General features: G+C 35.5%; 11 protein-coding genes. 3 read left to right on the forward strand and 8 right to left on the reverse strand.

Translation table 11 applies throughout. The features are described from left to right. Positions 1–222: 222 nt before the first annotated feature. Positions 223–1,056, reverse strand: a complete 834-nt coding sequence (locus tag AC0T7J_RS05950) for a GIY-YIG nuclease family protein (protein WP_473792795.1) — start codon at positions 1,054–1,056, stop codon at positions 223–225. A 359-nt stretch (positions 1,057–1,415) separates the two neighbouring features. Between AC0T7J_RS05950 and AC0T7J_RS05955 the strand changes: the two genes are divergently transcribed. The 3 genes from AC0T7J_RS05955 (at position 1,416) to AC0T7J_RS05965 (ending at position 8,785) form a co-directional block, all read left to right on the forward strand. Beyond that, a complete protein-coding gene (locus AC0T7J_RS05955) occupies positions 1,416–6,938 on the forward strand; it encodes a DUF3320 domain-containing protein (protein ID WP_473792797.1) in 5,523 nt (1,840 codons plus the stop codon). Positions 6,939–7,070: 132 nt separating this feature from the next. Further along, positions 7,071–8,237, forward strand: a complete 1,167-nt coding sequence (locus AC0T7J_RS05960; RefSeq protein WP_473792799.1) for a restriction endonuclease — start codon at positions 7,071–7,073, stop codon at positions 8,235–8,237. Positions 8,238–8,278: 41 nt separating this feature from the next. Next, positions 8,279–8,785 (forward strand): hypothetical protein, encoded by a 507-nt coding sequence (locus AC0T7J_RS05965; RefSeq protein ID WP_324700716.1) that lies wholly within the window; start codon positions 8,279–8,281, stop codon positions 8,783–8,785. A 70-nt stretch (positions 8,786–8,855) separates the two neighbouring features. Here the strand turns inward: AC0T7J_RS05965 and AC0T7J_RS05970 are convergent, their stop codons facing one another. The 7 genes from AC0T7J_RS05970 to AC0T7J_RS06000 all read right to left on the reverse strand — a co-directional run bounded on the left by AC0T7J_RS05970 (position 8,856) and on the right by AC0T7J_RS06000 (position 15,681). Beyond that, on the reverse strand, positions 8,856–10,154 hold the full coding sequence (locus tag AC0T7J_RS05970) for a DUF6575 domain-containing protein (RefSeq protein ID WP_324700715.1): 1,299 nt from the start codon (positions 10,152–10,154) through the stop codon (positions 8,856–8,858). After that, on the reverse strand, positions 10,147–10,590 hold the full coding sequence (locus AC0T7J_RS05975; RefSeq protein ID WP_324700714.1) for a hypothetical protein: 444 nt from the start codon (positions 10,588–10,590) through the stop codon (positions 10,147–10,149). The genes AC0T7J_RS05970 and AC0T7J_RS05975 overlap by 8 nt, the downstream gene beginning before the upstream one ends. A 1,045-nt stretch (positions 10,591–11,635) precedes the next feature. Beyond that, on the reverse strand, positions 11,636–12,661 hold the full coding sequence (locus AC0T7J_RS05980; protein WP_473792801.1) for a formylglycine-generating enzyme family protein: 1,026 nt from the start codon (positions 12,659–12,661) through the stop codon (positions 11,636–11,638). A 6-nt stretch (positions 12,662–12,667) separates the two neighbouring features. After that, a complete protein-coding gene (locus AC0T7J_RS05985) occupies positions 12,668–13,762 on the reverse strand; it encodes a serine hydrolase domain-containing protein (protein WP_473792803.1) in 1,095 nt (364 codons plus the stop codon). A 14-nt stretch (positions 13,763–13,776) separates the two neighbouring features. Then, positions 13,777–14,457 carry a hypothetical protein gene (locus tag AC0T7J_RS05990; RefSeq protein ID WP_473792805.1) on the reverse strand — a complete coding sequence of 227 codons (681 nt, stop codon included), beginning with the start codon at positions 14,455–14,457 and terminating at the stop codon, positions 13,777–13,779. Continuing rightward, positions 14,451–15,068, reverse strand: coding sequence for a uridine kinase family protein (locus AC0T7J_RS05995; RefSeq protein ID WP_473792806.1), 618 nt, complete (start codon positions 15,066–15,068; stop codon positions 14,451–14,453). The genes AC0T7J_RS05990 and AC0T7J_RS05995 overlap by 7 nt, the downstream gene beginning before the upstream one ends. Beyond that, positions 15,058–15,681: a hypothetical protein gene (locus tag AC0T7J_RS06000; protein WP_473792807.1), complete on the reverse strand. Its 624-nt coding sequence runs from the start codon at positions 15,679–15,681 to the stop codon at positions 15,058–15,060. The genes AC0T7J_RS05995 and AC0T7J_RS06000 overlap by 11 nt, the downstream gene beginning before the upstream one ends. Positions 15,682–15,694 lie beyond the last annotated feature (13 nt).

Raw genomic sequence — 15,694 nt, forward strand, 5'->3', positions numbered from 1 at the left:
ATAAAGACCGCTTAAAGCATTTTCTATAGCGGTCTTACTGCAATTTTCAGATAGATCAAAAAAACCTTCAAACATACTTATTTTTATTAAAAATGACATTCACAAACTTAAGCAGTCTAACTTTTAAAAAGTTTTCAGAAAAAATCACTGTTAAATAATTTTAAAACCAGAACCTGCCATCTTAATTTTACCCTAACGATATCTTTAAACTTCAACAATTGATTAATTTCTGTTATACCCAAACTTTCTAGAGAGAAGTATAGTTTTCCAGTGCTTTTCACGGAGGTTAATTTCATTCACCTCGGCATTATTGTCAATCACTTCAAGTATCGCAAAAGTTATATGTTGCAAACGGCTTTCGTCGCCTGTACCAAAAGCCTCCTTAAGCCCCAAATTACCGCCATGCCCGGAACCAAAATAATGTTCCCATCGTCCCCATATTCCTTCACTGCCGTCAGCCTTTCCAACATAAAGCTTCCCTTCAAGTTGATCAGTTAAAACATAAATTCCTTTAACTATTGATAATGCGGTTCGCCAAGATTTTAAATTAAGCCTAAGAATTGCCCCTATACTGCTATAATCAAGTATAATGTTACGGTAACCTGGAAACTCTCCAAAACTAAGTCGCGTTGGAGTTATAGCAGTTACATACAATTGGTTTTGAATACTTTCACCAACCCGGATAAAACTTCTCGCAGGATTTTTAAACGTGACATACATACGTCCCGCATATTCTTCAGTCTCAACTATTTTTTTAAGATAGTACTGATAGTACATATCCTCCCGGTTAGCATAGGCATTTTTTCCCGCATTGCCCACTTGTTGAAATGCGCCCGCAAACAACCAAGTTTCAGACCCTACAATCCTGATTAGTGAAACAACATATTTACGATTGAACTCAAGTCTCTTCTGCCAGCACTGCCAATCATCGAATGTCTCTTCTCGAAATTTAATCAGTGGATCCTCATTATAGTCATTCACTTGTGCCAAATGGACTTTCGTAGATTCAGGTGTTAGATCTGGGAATGTCATCATCAGATAATCAAAAAGCTTCAATTCGTTTCCTCATGCCAAATTTTTCAAAATCTCAGTAACGCAACTGCACGCGACCGTAAACTATCGGACCACTTCATACGGAAAGAATAATTGAGGGTGCACCAAACCAAAATAGTCTATTTTTTATACAAAAATATCATGTTAACTTATAGTTAATCTTGAAAATTAGAAAGAAAAATCCGTGCCGTCATGCAACTAACTGAATTATATAGATAAATAAAATAAGATTAAGATTAATTAGAAAATTCTTAATTTTCACGCTGAAACATTCTAATATGTACAGAAAAATTGCAGTGATTTAAAGCTATTAGCATAACTCACTGATTAACTGATATATTTTCAATTCAAGGTTATGCGTAATGGACGAAATTGAAGGCTCGCTTTACAAAAACTCCAATCTGTCACTCAGCCAGAAACTTGAAAAGTCGCGAGCAGAGTTACTCGATCTGACAGCTAGAAATCGTTTACTTAACATACCAAAATCAAAGACTACAAAATTTTTGGAAGTAGTTAATGAAAGATCTGACATTTTGTTCAAGATGCTTTTTGAAGAAGGCAAGCCGTTTACTTTTCTTCATGGTCGAGAAGATAAAAAAGCAGATGAAAGCGATGAGAACAGTGGGAACAGTGAGACAGACTCAGAGCCCGAAGATATTATTTTCTTAGATGACTCCGAAACCAACCACAATGATACAAAACTCCAGACCAAGCTCACGCCAAAGACATTACAAAAAAAGTTATTAGATTTATATTATGATTCAAAAACCCTTGAAGAAGAGCAAGGCGTAAACATCCTGTTTCTTTCGCTAGGATCGCTTAAATGGGTGGATCCTAATAAGAAAACAAACATACGCTATGCTCCTCTTTTATTATTGCCAGTAGAATTAATGCGAGCTAAAGCAGGAGAACGCTTTAAAATTAAAGTCAGGGATGAGGACATCATTAGCAACCTGTCGCTTGAGACATTCCTCAGCCGCGTTCACCAAATAACTCTACCCTCACTAAATATTGATGAAGAGTTTTCTTTAACGGATTATTTTTCTGAAATCAAGAAAACCATTTCATTGAAAGAAGGCTGGGAAGTATTAGACAATGAAGTGAATTTAGGACTTTTTTCTTACGCTAAATTTATGATGTACACTGATTTAGATCCTGATAACTGGCCTTCAGATTCAAAAATCACAGATCAGGAATCAATAAAGAGTCTTTTAGAAACAGGCTTCTCTGGTGGTGAGTTAATCTCTGACGACATTGTAATTGACTCAGTCATTCCCCCCAGAGAAATGCTTCATATTTTGGACAGTGATAGCTCACAGACTCTTGCCATTCACGAAGTACGTAATGGTAAAAGCTTGGTTATTCAGGGTCCTCCAGGAACTGGTAAATCTCAGACAATCGCAAACATCATAGCTTCAGCTGTCGCAGACGGTAAAAAAGTATTGTTTGTAGCTGAAAAAATGGCGGCCCTTGAAGTAGTCAAGCGCAGACTTGATCAGGCGGGTGTCGGAGATGCTTGTTTGGAGTTACATAGCAACAAAACCAACAAAAGAGCATTCCTTGAAGAACTGAAGCGAGTCTGGGAACTTGGTTCACCTCGGGGAGAATTTCCAGATACATTAGTCAATAATCTCACAGAAAGCAGAGATATCCTCAACAATCACCCCGCAAGAATTCATAAAACGTACATGCCATCTGGGTTAACACCATATAAGGTTATGGCGCAACTGGTACGTCTCAGACAATCAGGTTTTGATCCTAACGATTATAAGCTTAGCGGGTATGAATCTTGGAGTAACGACGATTTATCCAAAAGACATGCACTTATTGATGAATTAATTGAAAGGATAAGTGATATTGGCATTCCTGATTCGCACCCATGGAATGGTATCGATAGAACTGAAATACTTCCCAGTGAAGTTGAAAGACTCACTGCTTCATTGACGAACCTAAAGTCTGAACTTTCAGATTCTATTGAAGAGTCTATCAATCTTTCCAGACTAACAAATGAAGTCTATCATATAGGCTCATTAAAAGAGTTACAGGAATTCATTCGAATAGCTGAATTAATCAACTCAGCGCCTAATTTATCACCTGAATCGTTAAGCTCGCCGTTATGGACCACTTCTAATGATGAGACAAAAGCGTTAATTGAAACCGGATTCTCATTCAAAGAGCTTTACACCAAGCTTGAAAAAGAATTACATGCAGATAAATTCAATACTGAGGTCGCCAGCCTTTCAGAAGGCTATCGAAAGCTACCCAAAGATATTAATATAAATGCTTTTACTGCTGCGTATAAACTGAAGAAACTTACACCTAAGATCTTAAAAGAGTCTTCAAGATTACAACAGGAGTTGGGTTCAAAAATAGGATTCTCTAATTTAAATGAGATTGAGAGTCTTATTGAGTTAGGAGAAAGTATTACTCAAGCTCCAAATGTAAGTCCAGAAGCATTCATCGCCACTGTCTGGGAAGGTGGTATTGAAAAAGCGGCAAGTCTGGTTGCAGACATTAAACAACTTAGTATTTATAAACAAAAAATCAATCTTATCTTCGTTGAAAAGGCATGGGAAACAGATGTAGAAAACACACGGAATAGCCTTGAAAACAACACTGGCGCTTTTAAATTCCTTAATAGCGAATGGCGAAAGTCGAAAAAGCTTACCCTTTCATTGATAAATGATAAAGGTTTGACGATCCCTCAGCAGGTTGAGTACCTCGATCTGTTGATAAAAGCACAGAAGTTGAGAAAATCCATCATTGATTTGAATGAGTTCGGACAGTCTGCATTTGGTTCAGACTGGCGAGGTGAGAATAGCGATAGTGAATTGCTGAAATCACTTGTCGAATGGATGCGTACCTTACGTGGTATTAACTCTGAAGCCCGAATAATTGCAAGTCGCCTCTCCAACAAAGACGCCTTAGCATATCAAGTGAGTCAGCTTAAAAAACTCACCCATGAAGTTTTAGATGAAAGCCGTATTCTTTGGGATTCATTGGGAGCTACGCCAGAAGAGTATTTTGATAACTATTATTCCGTTAAAAGCATTCCACTGGAATCACTCCTTGTAAAGTCTGATGTGCTAAGCACTATGGACTCCGCGTATAAAGATGTTTTCGTCAAAAATGAATCCTCTGTTTCTGATCGTATTGAATTGTTGAGTTTGTTATCAAGCGCCCAGCAAAAAATGAATATCATTCATACTTTCGATAATTTGGCTCAGTCAACCATGTATCCATTATGGTTGAAAGAAAACAGTGACTGGGATCTGTTACTTCAATCTCATTCCTGGATTGAATCAAATGACGACTTAAGAATCTTAGCGTCTAAAATAGATGACAGACAGGGTTTAGTTCATAAATCGAGAAGTTTGAGTGAGTCTATTCAAGCGCAGTTTGCCAAACTCACATCAGTGATTACTTCTCTTAAATCTTCCTATGAATCAATTTTCAAAAATGAAAATGTTCATGAAATACCATTTAATCTAGTCTATGACAAGATTACTCTTTGGATAGATAATTCTGAACAACTTTCAAAATGGGTTGCTTGGCAAAACCGTGTAGAGCTGGCGAAAAAATTTGGTATTTATCCATTAATCTCCGATTTGAGTAGTGGAGTTCTTTCCTCCGAACGTTTACTAGGTACTTTTGACAGAACTTATTTCGACTCAATTCTGTCTTTAATGGTCGAAGATGAGCCAGAACTGGCTCGTTTTGATGGTGATTTGCATTCAAGAAGAGTAGCAAGCTTCGCTGAAATGGATCTGCGAAGAATTAAAGCTTCGAGTTTTGAAGTTGTAAGAGCTCACCATAGAGCAATTCCCTCTAAAGTTGGCGTAGGCCCTGTGGGTGTACTGCGGGGTGAGATGGCACGCAAACGTGGCCATATGGCGATTCGACAGCTCATGACAAAAGCTGGTGCAGCTATTCAGGCCTTAAAGCCAGTTATGATGATGAGCCCTCTGTCAGTTGCCCAGTTTTTAGTACCAGGTAAGCAGTCGTTTGATTTACTGGTAATGGATGAAGCCAGTCAGATCCAACCTGTAGATGCATTAGGAGCAATTGCACGAAGTAAGCAGATGGTCGTTGTCGGAGACGAACGTCAGTTACCTCCAACTTCTTTCTTCGCCAAAATGACAGGTTCAGCAGATGAGCAGGATGACGACGAGTCAGCACAAGTGGCAGACATTGAGAGCATACTTGGACTTTTTGTTGCCAGAGGGTTGCCTCAAAAAATGCTTCGCTGGCATTACAGAAGTCGTCACCAGTCATTGATTGCTGTGTCGAATAGCCAGTTTTATGAAAACAAGCTTTTTATAGTTCCCAGCCCCTATACACAAGAAGCAGGTATGGGCCTACGTTTCCATAAAGTTGAAGATGGCGTATTCGAATCTGGAAGCAATGCAAACGAAGCAAAACGCGTAGCAACTGCAATTCTCGAACATGCAAGAAGCCACCCTCATTTATCTTTAGGTGTTGCTACCTTTTCTGTTACCCAGAGAAAGCGTATTCAGGATGAGGTTGAAGTGCTTCGCAGGCTGAATCCTGAGTTCGAGGATTTTTTCTATGCGCACCCAAGCGAACCGTTTTTTGTTAAAAACCTTGAAAACATTCAGGGTGACGAACGCGACGTCATTATCATTTCTGTTGGATATGCCCGAAATCCACAAAACTACATGGCAATGAGATTTGGTCCTCTTGGAGCAGAGGGTGGTGAAAGACGCCTGAACGTTCTCATCAGTCGAGCCAAAAGGCGTTGCGAAGTTTATGCCTCAATCACTGACGAAGATATCGATCTTGAAAGGGCTAAGGGTAGAGGTGTTTTCGCTTTTAAACTTTTCCTGCAATATGCAAGAACAGGACGCTTGTCAGTTGCAGAACAAAGTGGCCGTTCAATGGATAGTGTTTTCGAAGAACAGGTTGCAAATGCTCTGCAAAAAGAAGGCTTCCAGGTCCACCCTCAAGTTGGCATTGCAGGTTTCTTTATTGATTTAGCCATTGCTGACCCTGATATGCCGGGCCGCTACCTTATCGGTATTGAATGCGATGGTATGACTTACCACTCTTCCCGTTCCTCAAGAGAAAGAGATCGCCTACGTCAGGCAGTGCTTGAGGACCACGGTTGGATCATTCACAGGATCTGGAGCACAGATTGGTTCCAGCGCCCCGAAGAGCAACTACAGAAAACTCTCTCTGCTATTCAGGCGGCTAAGAAAGAGCTCGAGAATCGTTCTGAAACTTCTCTATCTCGGTCAAGAGCTGTACCTGTCGAGATAGTGACAGTAGAAAGAGAGACTGTCACAGAGATTGGTCTAGAGGCAATTGAAGGCAGTTTCAATGAAGTCATGCCGTATGTTGAGGCGGTTCCTGACGTTGACACAAGATTCCAAATTCATGAGACCCCAGTTGGCGTGCTCGCCAAGGTAGTTGAGCAAATTGTTCTTGTGGAAGCCCCAATACATGTGAATGAAGTGATTACACGTGTCAGGTCAGCATGGGGTCTACAACGTGCAGGGGCTCGTATTGAAGCCATTGTTAAAGATGCAATAAAAATCACAACCTCAAACTCTTCATTTTCCCTGGAAGATGACTTTTTATACAACGATAGTCTTTCCATCACATTGAGAGACAGAACGAATGTTAAATCAGCAGGTTTAAGAAAGTCGGAAAACATATCCTATAAGGAAATGGAGGCAGGAATTATTGAGATTATCAATAAAAGCTTCGGTGCTACCCAAGACGAGTTGGTCAATTCTGTATCAAGGGCCATGGGCTTCAAAGTTACAAGTGGTACTTTAAAAGGCATCATCACTTCCATAATTCAAAAAATGGAAAGTGATAATAAAATCGTTTTTAAAGAACCAATGTACTATATCATATGATACTAATTTAATGGTTTGCACTCTAAGGCCGCTAAATGCGCAGAAACTTGAGACACAAGAATATTACTCTCGTGTCTCACTTCATAAATAGCTCTCTTTGACTTACTTTTTTAAAAAAATGGACAACACTTTATGATTTATCAATGTTATTCATGCAGCAAGACATCTTTCGAAATTATATGCCCATGGTGTTCTGGCGGAGTTCCAACGGCAACAAATTCATGGGGTACAAAAACATACACACCCATAACCTCGGAAGAAATGATACCTCTTAACCCTTCTTTTTATCCAGAATTTCAATATCAGTCTAAAGGAGTTATAAAAGACCTGTTCGGGAAAAAGAAAGAGCAATCTCAACTCAATAGTCTCCTGCAAAATGTCCTAGACAAATATGCAACATTTAAGAATCCTTACTTCACCAATTTCATCTACACGACAAAATTTTCACATGATAAGCGGTCAGAAAGTGATTTAACGGAAGACAAAAGCACTTATTCTGATTTTGTATTGTTTCGTGAGGTACTTGTTCGAAAGGGCTTTAATGAATTGGAAGAGCTGCCAATGCTTTTGGACAAGCTTTTACTTACCACATCATTCAACGCTTTATATAGTGGATTTGCGAATGAGATCAAAAGGCATATCAAACCTACATTCACAGAATCTTTAAAATCATGGATTGAAGAAGCAGGAACAACCTTTAGAGCGGATCTATCTTTATTTCTATATTTTGCCTGGAACAATAAAATAACCTTCCCTGCATTAGATTTCAATGAGAATGCCCAAAACAATCCAGGCACACCATTAATAACGATTGATAATGTTAGACAATATATATCAATCTGTGAAACTATATACTTTGATATTTTAGTCGAAAGATTGGCTACACGTCTTGAGCACTTCAATCCCGATAAATATGTTAATATGTACTCAGTAGATTCGATGAATGGATTTGAATTTGAAGACTTTTTAGTCAAAATATTCCAGACTCTCGGATATGATGTTAAAGAAACAAAGAGAACCCAAGATCAGGGTGCAGATTTATTCGTCACTCGTTTCGATAAAAACATTGTTATACAGGCAAAAAACTATTCTGGCTCAGTTGGTAACTCAGCAGTACAACAAGCTATTTCTGCAAAAACTTTTTACTCATGTGACGAAGCAATGGTGGTTACAAATTCATACTTTACGAAATCTGCAAAAGAACTTGCAGTATCAGCAGGGGTTCGCTTAATTGATAGAAACGAACTGCAGAATTATTTAGACGATTACAATCAGAAAATAATTGAAGATTTTATATAAGTCAAACTTTAATTTTAAAAAAACCAATAAATCGAGACTTTATGAAAAACATCACAAATAGTAATGCCAACAGTTTTTTATTAGCAGCTTTTATTTTTTTATACACATCAATTTTTTTCTTATATTTCACATGGATTTTCTTTCAATCATGGATTGATGATTATAAATTCCTGCCAAATAATTTTGAAACTTATGCAGACTCTCACCCTCTTTTTAGTTTAATGTTGTTTACAATATTTGGCTCTGTTTTTGGTGGACTTACCTTAAATATAACATCTTTACACAGATATGTTGGAGTAAAGAAAAATCTAGATATTGATCACTTATGGGGATATTTAATGACACCAATGTTATCAATCATCATTGGAATATTAATATTTTGTTTTTTACATAGTGGTTTACTTATATTAAATGGAGGCTCAGGAGGGAATCATGATGAAACAACGGTAAAAATTGGTTATATTTCACTAGGCGCAATTTGTTCTTATAATTGGGATATTTTTATTGCCAAACTACAAAAAATGTCAAGCCATATCTCACAGAAATAATATATCTTAGTTACTCATTATAGATGTCAGCTGCATCTTAAACAGCTGACCCTCTACACATACATCATAATTAAATAGGACTGTAATAGTTTTCTAATTTCTCCCACCACTTACGTAATGTTGAAGCACGACGTTTTATTGTCTTTTTACTAAGTGAATGACATTTATCCATAAGGAAGTTTTCTGCACTAGCAGGATCGATTTCTTTGATATTATCGACATTATTCCACATAACCCAAGCCCAGCCGCAATGACTTGACTCAAAAGCTCTTGCCGCAATTCTAAGCCGTTTATTTTCATCTTTTTTTGCCATAGCAATTTGCTGACCAAGCGCAGTGATAGCACCAGAATTACTGAGAAAACCTAATGTCTTGGCTGCGTGGATATAATAAAGTACATGACGTTCTTCAAGAGAAATTGTCTCTGGACAAACAATTATATTGTTCCACTTCAGGTCGACTACTTCAAAAACTTTCTCAATTATGTTAGCTTGAGGAACCTGAATACTACTAACTAATTGGGTAGCTACTCTAGATAATGAGCTTACATAAAAATCAGCATCACTTTTTCTAATTTTCAGGATCAATCTTTCATCGAACTTGCTTTTTAACTCAAAGTCTGTACTTGTATCAACTACGCTTAAAAATAGTTCGTTAACAACTTGAATATCAATTCCTTTTCCACTTAAAAAATTAACTAAGTCTCCTTTAATATTTATAACTTCATTTAACGAAATGAATAGTGGTTCGAACTGTTCCATTTTTTCAGCTTGAAAAGATAATGCAAAGGATCCAGGTCTTCCAGAAACAGGTGTCATTAAATCGCTAGTATTGGAGTAATTTAATATAGAATTGTATAATTCGTTAAAACATTCAAATACTCTAGACACACCGCTTAATACTAATGGTCTGCTTCCTTTTGAGCTTTTCTCAATATGTATCTCGTGTGTTGAAAACTCTATAGACCGTCCTAGCTTCCCAGTGTTTAATACAGGTGTTACACTACTGATAAAAAGAGAAGGTTTAGGTAGTTTTATTTTCTCTTGAATCTTTAATGAGTCTTCAACAGAAAACTGAGGTGTTAATTTCTCATTATAAAATATATTTACTTGATAGTATTTTTTCTGTTCCTGAAACGAAAGAACGGAATTTATATCAATTTTTTTACGTTCTAGATCTTCTAACCTTTCTTGGGAAACTGGAATTATTAACCATTTATCAAATATTTCTTCATCACCAATCCAGTAAATGAGAAAAACGCTTCCGACTTCATTAGTGACAGAAAAAAACTTGGGGCCTTCAAAGTACTCATAAATATTCTTCATGAGCAGATCCCCTAAAATAGTACCTTCAAGAAATATATTACTCATCTATCAGGCTCCTGATGCAATTAAAACGATTATATATCTCGCAACCTTCTACTAACCATACTGTATAGTGATTATGGTTTGATTCTCCTGTCTTCAACATTTTGCCATCGGTATGCTTAACTTCACCTTTAGCTAAATATTGAAAATCCGAACCTTCTGGGAATTTAGCGAAAGCGTTAACTATTGGTTCTTCATCCCGATATACTGAAACACCATAACAACACTTTAACTCTAACCCTTTAAACTTCTTCAATCTTTCATAATCTGATTCATACATATTTTTAAAGCACTCAGAAGAAGGAGGATCAGTCTTGACAATTCTAAAGAAGGTGCCGTTTGCATCGACTGCTTTTGACGGCGGAACATGTCTAGGGAAATAACTTGGATATCCTAAGCCAGGATTATTGCTATTGTTATTGATTAGGTTACGAGGCATAGTGATTGATTCCCTATCAAAGTCTTCTACCTACTAGCAGAATGAAGTTATAATGGTATTAAATAGATAAAATTACACTATTTTTGCCAAGTTTTAAACTAATAATCCATTTTTTTTACAATCTATAACTAACACTACGTAACTTACTAAGTGTCAAGCATCGTTCATCACGTATGTAACTTCATGTTTTAACTATCTTTATTAGTATCGAAAAAATAACCAGCAATATCAGTCAGTTATTTGGATTACTCTAAAAACTTTAACACAACTTAACAATGTAGTAGACTATCTTATGAATCTCTCAAGAACTTAGAAGGTTTCAAACTTACCTTGCATCTCGTACTTTAAGGAGATAAATAGTGGCAGTTAACAAAGAAGATAATTTTTTGTTTTATGTTTTTAAGATTTACATCCTCGATCATTGGTTAATATTAGCATTGCTTATAATATTATCTTTCTATTGTTATCGCGCTTGGTTTAATGATTTTTATATATCAAGGAAATTAGGCGATATCGATGCCATAAGAATTTTATTAACCGGCGCTTTAATTATTCTTCTTATTCTTAACGTCATTTATTTTGTTAACGAATGGAACAGCGAATCGAAAATTCATTCATATAACCTGTTGTTTTCATCATAGCTACATACAATATTTATAGTTAACCTTAGAAAGGAAAAGCATACGCTATCAACTTAGCTATACCATAAATAATAATCATCAATGGTATTAACATCGTTTTATTCCTAAAGAAAAATTTTATCACATTAATCATTTCACACCTTTTTTTAATTTTAATAAAACCCATTTTGTAAAGGTTGTCAACTGTTCATTAAAGTCAACATAAAAAGCAAGGGCTAACTCAGCGAAGCTGAGTAGCCTTGCTTTTTATGCCTTACAGTTTAAAAAGGATAGTCCTAGAATGAATGTCTAAAATATCCTTAACAAGAAATGCATAAGTTATAAATTGAAACTAACCAAAAAATTTTATTTAGTAGCATCTTTTTTTTATTAAAAACACCAATCATATATTTAAGCGCAAGATTTCAGGATGAAAAACAAACTCTAAATCCAATCGCATAGAGAGAACTCGGATAAGCTCCGTGTCTACGCTGAATTCTTGCAAGGTCAGAAAAACGATTAAAAGCGCCACCTTTAGCAACTCTATAATTGCCAAGTTTTTTGTAAAGATCGTCTTCAATGAAATCCCCACCAGGATAAGGGAAATACTCATTAGAAACATATTCCTCTACATTACCTATTAAATCGTAAATACCAAAATTGGATTTACTCTCAAGAAAAACTCCAACGGGGGTGGTATTTTGCAATAAAATCTCATTAGTATTAGAATAAAAATGAGAAAAATCGTTACCCCAAGTATATTGTTTGTAAGCGCCTCCAGTTGCTAAATATTCCCATTCTACCTCTGAAGGAATTCTGACATCATGACCTATTTTTTGACTCAGCCAACGACAGTAAGCATCAACGGCTTTTAAGGAAACGGTATATACAGGATGATCACTCAGATGATATGGATAGCTGCCATAGCGCCATGATGTAGGGAGTTCATCAAAATTAGAATCAAGTAAAAAAAAACGATACTGATTATTTGTCACTGGAAAAATTGCGGCATGGAAATCTTCAACATAAGTATTATGTAATGGAATTTCTTTTTCTATCCAATTGCGCTTAACACCTATACTCTTATATTTATTATAAATTTTATCAACTTCAGAAGATGGAGTTCCTATCGTGGTTTTACCACCCGTAATCTTATTGAAAGTAGGGATTTTTTCTATACGATTTAAATGTAGCAATGACATTATATCACAAGCAACAATTCTTTCACAATAATGACTTGAACTCGATTTTATAATTTCAATTAATCTCTTCTCATTAAAGCCTCTGAAATTGATTGCTATTTTACTGAACAAGTCACTATATAAATCAACTAGTTTAGTCGGAAGTCCCATCGCCTCTCGTTCTGTTGAAGAATTAATATCTTTATTAAGAGAAAGATTATTGTTAAAATCTTTTAGAAAACATTCAAGTTTCGAAAAATCAGTTTTCATACAACCTCATAACAAGTCTAATAAGGGTTTAACTCTAGGATCATGAGCGGGAAAACGACCAACCTGTGGTATCATTCGAGCTGGTGTATAGCAAAAGTGAAAGTCGGAATCATAGTCGTAAAAATAAATGCCTCCACCAATTGCTCTCATTCCAATCCTATTCGCAGAAATACCAAATTCTCCGCTATTTTGCACAAACCCTAAAGACCATCTATTATTAAATCCTAAAGCTAAATCCATAGTTAGTGGCTGGCGAACCTTAACTTTTGAGAACACCTCATTAAAATACTTTATTGCCCAAAACATAATTTTATTAATATTAAAAGCATTAGAAACCCCACCAGAAGATGGAATACATGATTTAAGCCATTGGCCGTCGTTAGGACTTAGAATGTCATTATAAGGGTTCATAAAAACCTGCTCTGAATAAACCATATTTCGTTTATCAATCAACTCCCCCACACTTTCGCTAATTGAATCAAGTTGACTCAATCCTGAAGAAGAAATCTCATTATTTGAACGATACAATGGGATTACGCGTGATAACACTTTTTCCTCAGAAACACCGAAGTGAAATTCCAGACCAAGCTTAACTGCTATTTCATTTCGGAAGTAAGTGCTAAAATCGACGCCAGAAACAATCTTTATTATTTCACCAATTATGTATCCATAATTCCGGGCATGATATGCTACATTCTCACTTGGTAAATGTAGAGGCGTAGTATTTTCAATTACCTCGATGATACTTTCCCATTTATAAAGATCTTTAGTAACAATTTTATTACTGAAATGTGGTATACCTGAATTATGTGATAAAATGTGGTTTAAGCATATATTATCTTTTCCTTTTTTTGCAAAAGATGGCCACAACTGATTTAATGGGGTGAAAATAGATATCTGATAGTCTGCCAGTAACTTATACAAACAGAGGTTCACCATCATTTTACTTAAAGAGTAAACATTAACTAATGAATCACTTTCAAAATTAGGTGTGTTAATTTCTAAAACTTCATCTCCATTAATTATAGAAAGCTGCGAGCACTCACCTTTTTCGTGAAGAGATTCAAAAACTTCAACTATATCTATTTTATTTAGGATCATCTAAAATTTTCCCTTCATGGATACTGATAACTATGGCATTTAGAACATAATTCACAAACAGTATTCGGCAGAAAATGAGCGTTATTAAAACCTGTTAATTTTATATTTTCCGAAATTTCTTCAACGATAACAAAAAGATCATCTTGAGTATGTGTGTTACTTAGAATCCTGTAATCATCAAATTTTGAAAGGAGCTCATTATATATGGTACTTAGTTTTTTGAGTTCATTAGGTGTTTCGAAAAACCTATTATTACCTCCATCTCTCAAAATAATTCTCCGACTACATTCTTGAAAACTATAATTTAGGAAGAACGATAGCTGAGGTTTTGGAAGTAGTTTTAATAGCCAATTGGCCGAATTAATATTAGCTCCTATATGTATCCCTTGAGCCAGTAAATCCAATACGAACCTATCCATTATTACGACAGTATTTTTAATATTGCAAATAAAATCAGAATAATGCGCAAACCAATCTATTAATAAACCATGAAAATAGCTTTGATTAATTTCTTCCTTTCTAAATAACGTAGGGTCGCCGTAGACAGAACCAATACTATGTTCAAATTGCTTACAAACCTTATATTTAGGCCGGGAGTATAACGCATTTATACCTCGAGAATTCAATTCATTGGCAATCGCATTAGCTAAAGTGGTTTTTCCTGAGCCATCTATGCCGGATATAGCTACTAACATTTTAAAAACTCTTGATGATCATTGAAATAATTAACTAGGTAGTCACATGTTTCATTAACTGTCATTCTACCATCTAAGATGATATCAGCATGAATTTTGAGAGGTTCCACATACTCTAAATAATTAGAATATACTGTATTTTTAATATAATTCATCATCTTTGATTCATTATCAATTGAATTATTGAGATCTCTTTTTAGTCGACGCTCTAATGCGAGTTCAAAAGGAGTGTCTAAAAATACATTTAAACTACTTAAGTCCCTGATTCTTTTGTCGTAGAAAGCGTGTAAACCTTCGTATAAAACGCTTCCGCCCGGTACACTAGTCAATCCCTCAGATCTTAGCAGCCTATGAATATATTTAGGTACATCAGCTCTACATCCATTCAAAAGCATCATAATTGCTTGATACGCTTTATCATGATTAATTATATTAGGTAATTCATGATTTAATGAAAAAAAATCATTCGAATTTAATAAATTATTTCTATCATTACAGAAGTTATCTTGGCTTACAATTCTCCATTCATCTAAAGAAGATTTAAATTTCAATGCTAGTTCAGTTTTTCCAGCCCCACTCTGACCAGTAATAATTATCAATTTATACATCATTAACACCTAAGTCCTTGATTAAATCATCAATTATTTTAGTGACTTGAATCTTATTTAAGTTTTTCATGTTACTGTCATTTTTACCACCAACATGTTCCCAAAACTCATTTCTATTAATATCCAGCCATTCTGATCTTTCGAGTAAATCAGGTCCTCTGAGTACTAAAGTAATAGTGTCTTTAGCAGCCTCTAACGTATGATATAAATATGGTGATAAAAAATATACATCTCCAGCTTTATGTGAGCATATAAATGAAGCAAAATCTGTGTTTAGCTCTCTTGATATTTTATGTTCTAGACTGCCTTTTAACACAATGCTAATAAAAGGCCATTTATGGTTATGTAGTAATTCATATCTTCCTTCCTTAAAAGCATGAAGTCTCAATCTTGTTTTATTATTAGCATTATTATAGAGAACTAACTTATCCAAACTTACAAGTTTCTCACATAGAGAAATGAGTTCTTCACTATTAACTAAATTCTCAAACAATTTACTGATGTGAGTATATTGTGATGTTTTTTTTAATAGCAATACTGCAGATTCATAATCTGATTTTTCTTTCCACCAAGACATATTAGAAATTAGATCAAACTCAGATATTAGCTGACTCATTTAAGTTTTTACC

The organism is Pantoea sp. E956-1 (assembly GCF_982223955.1).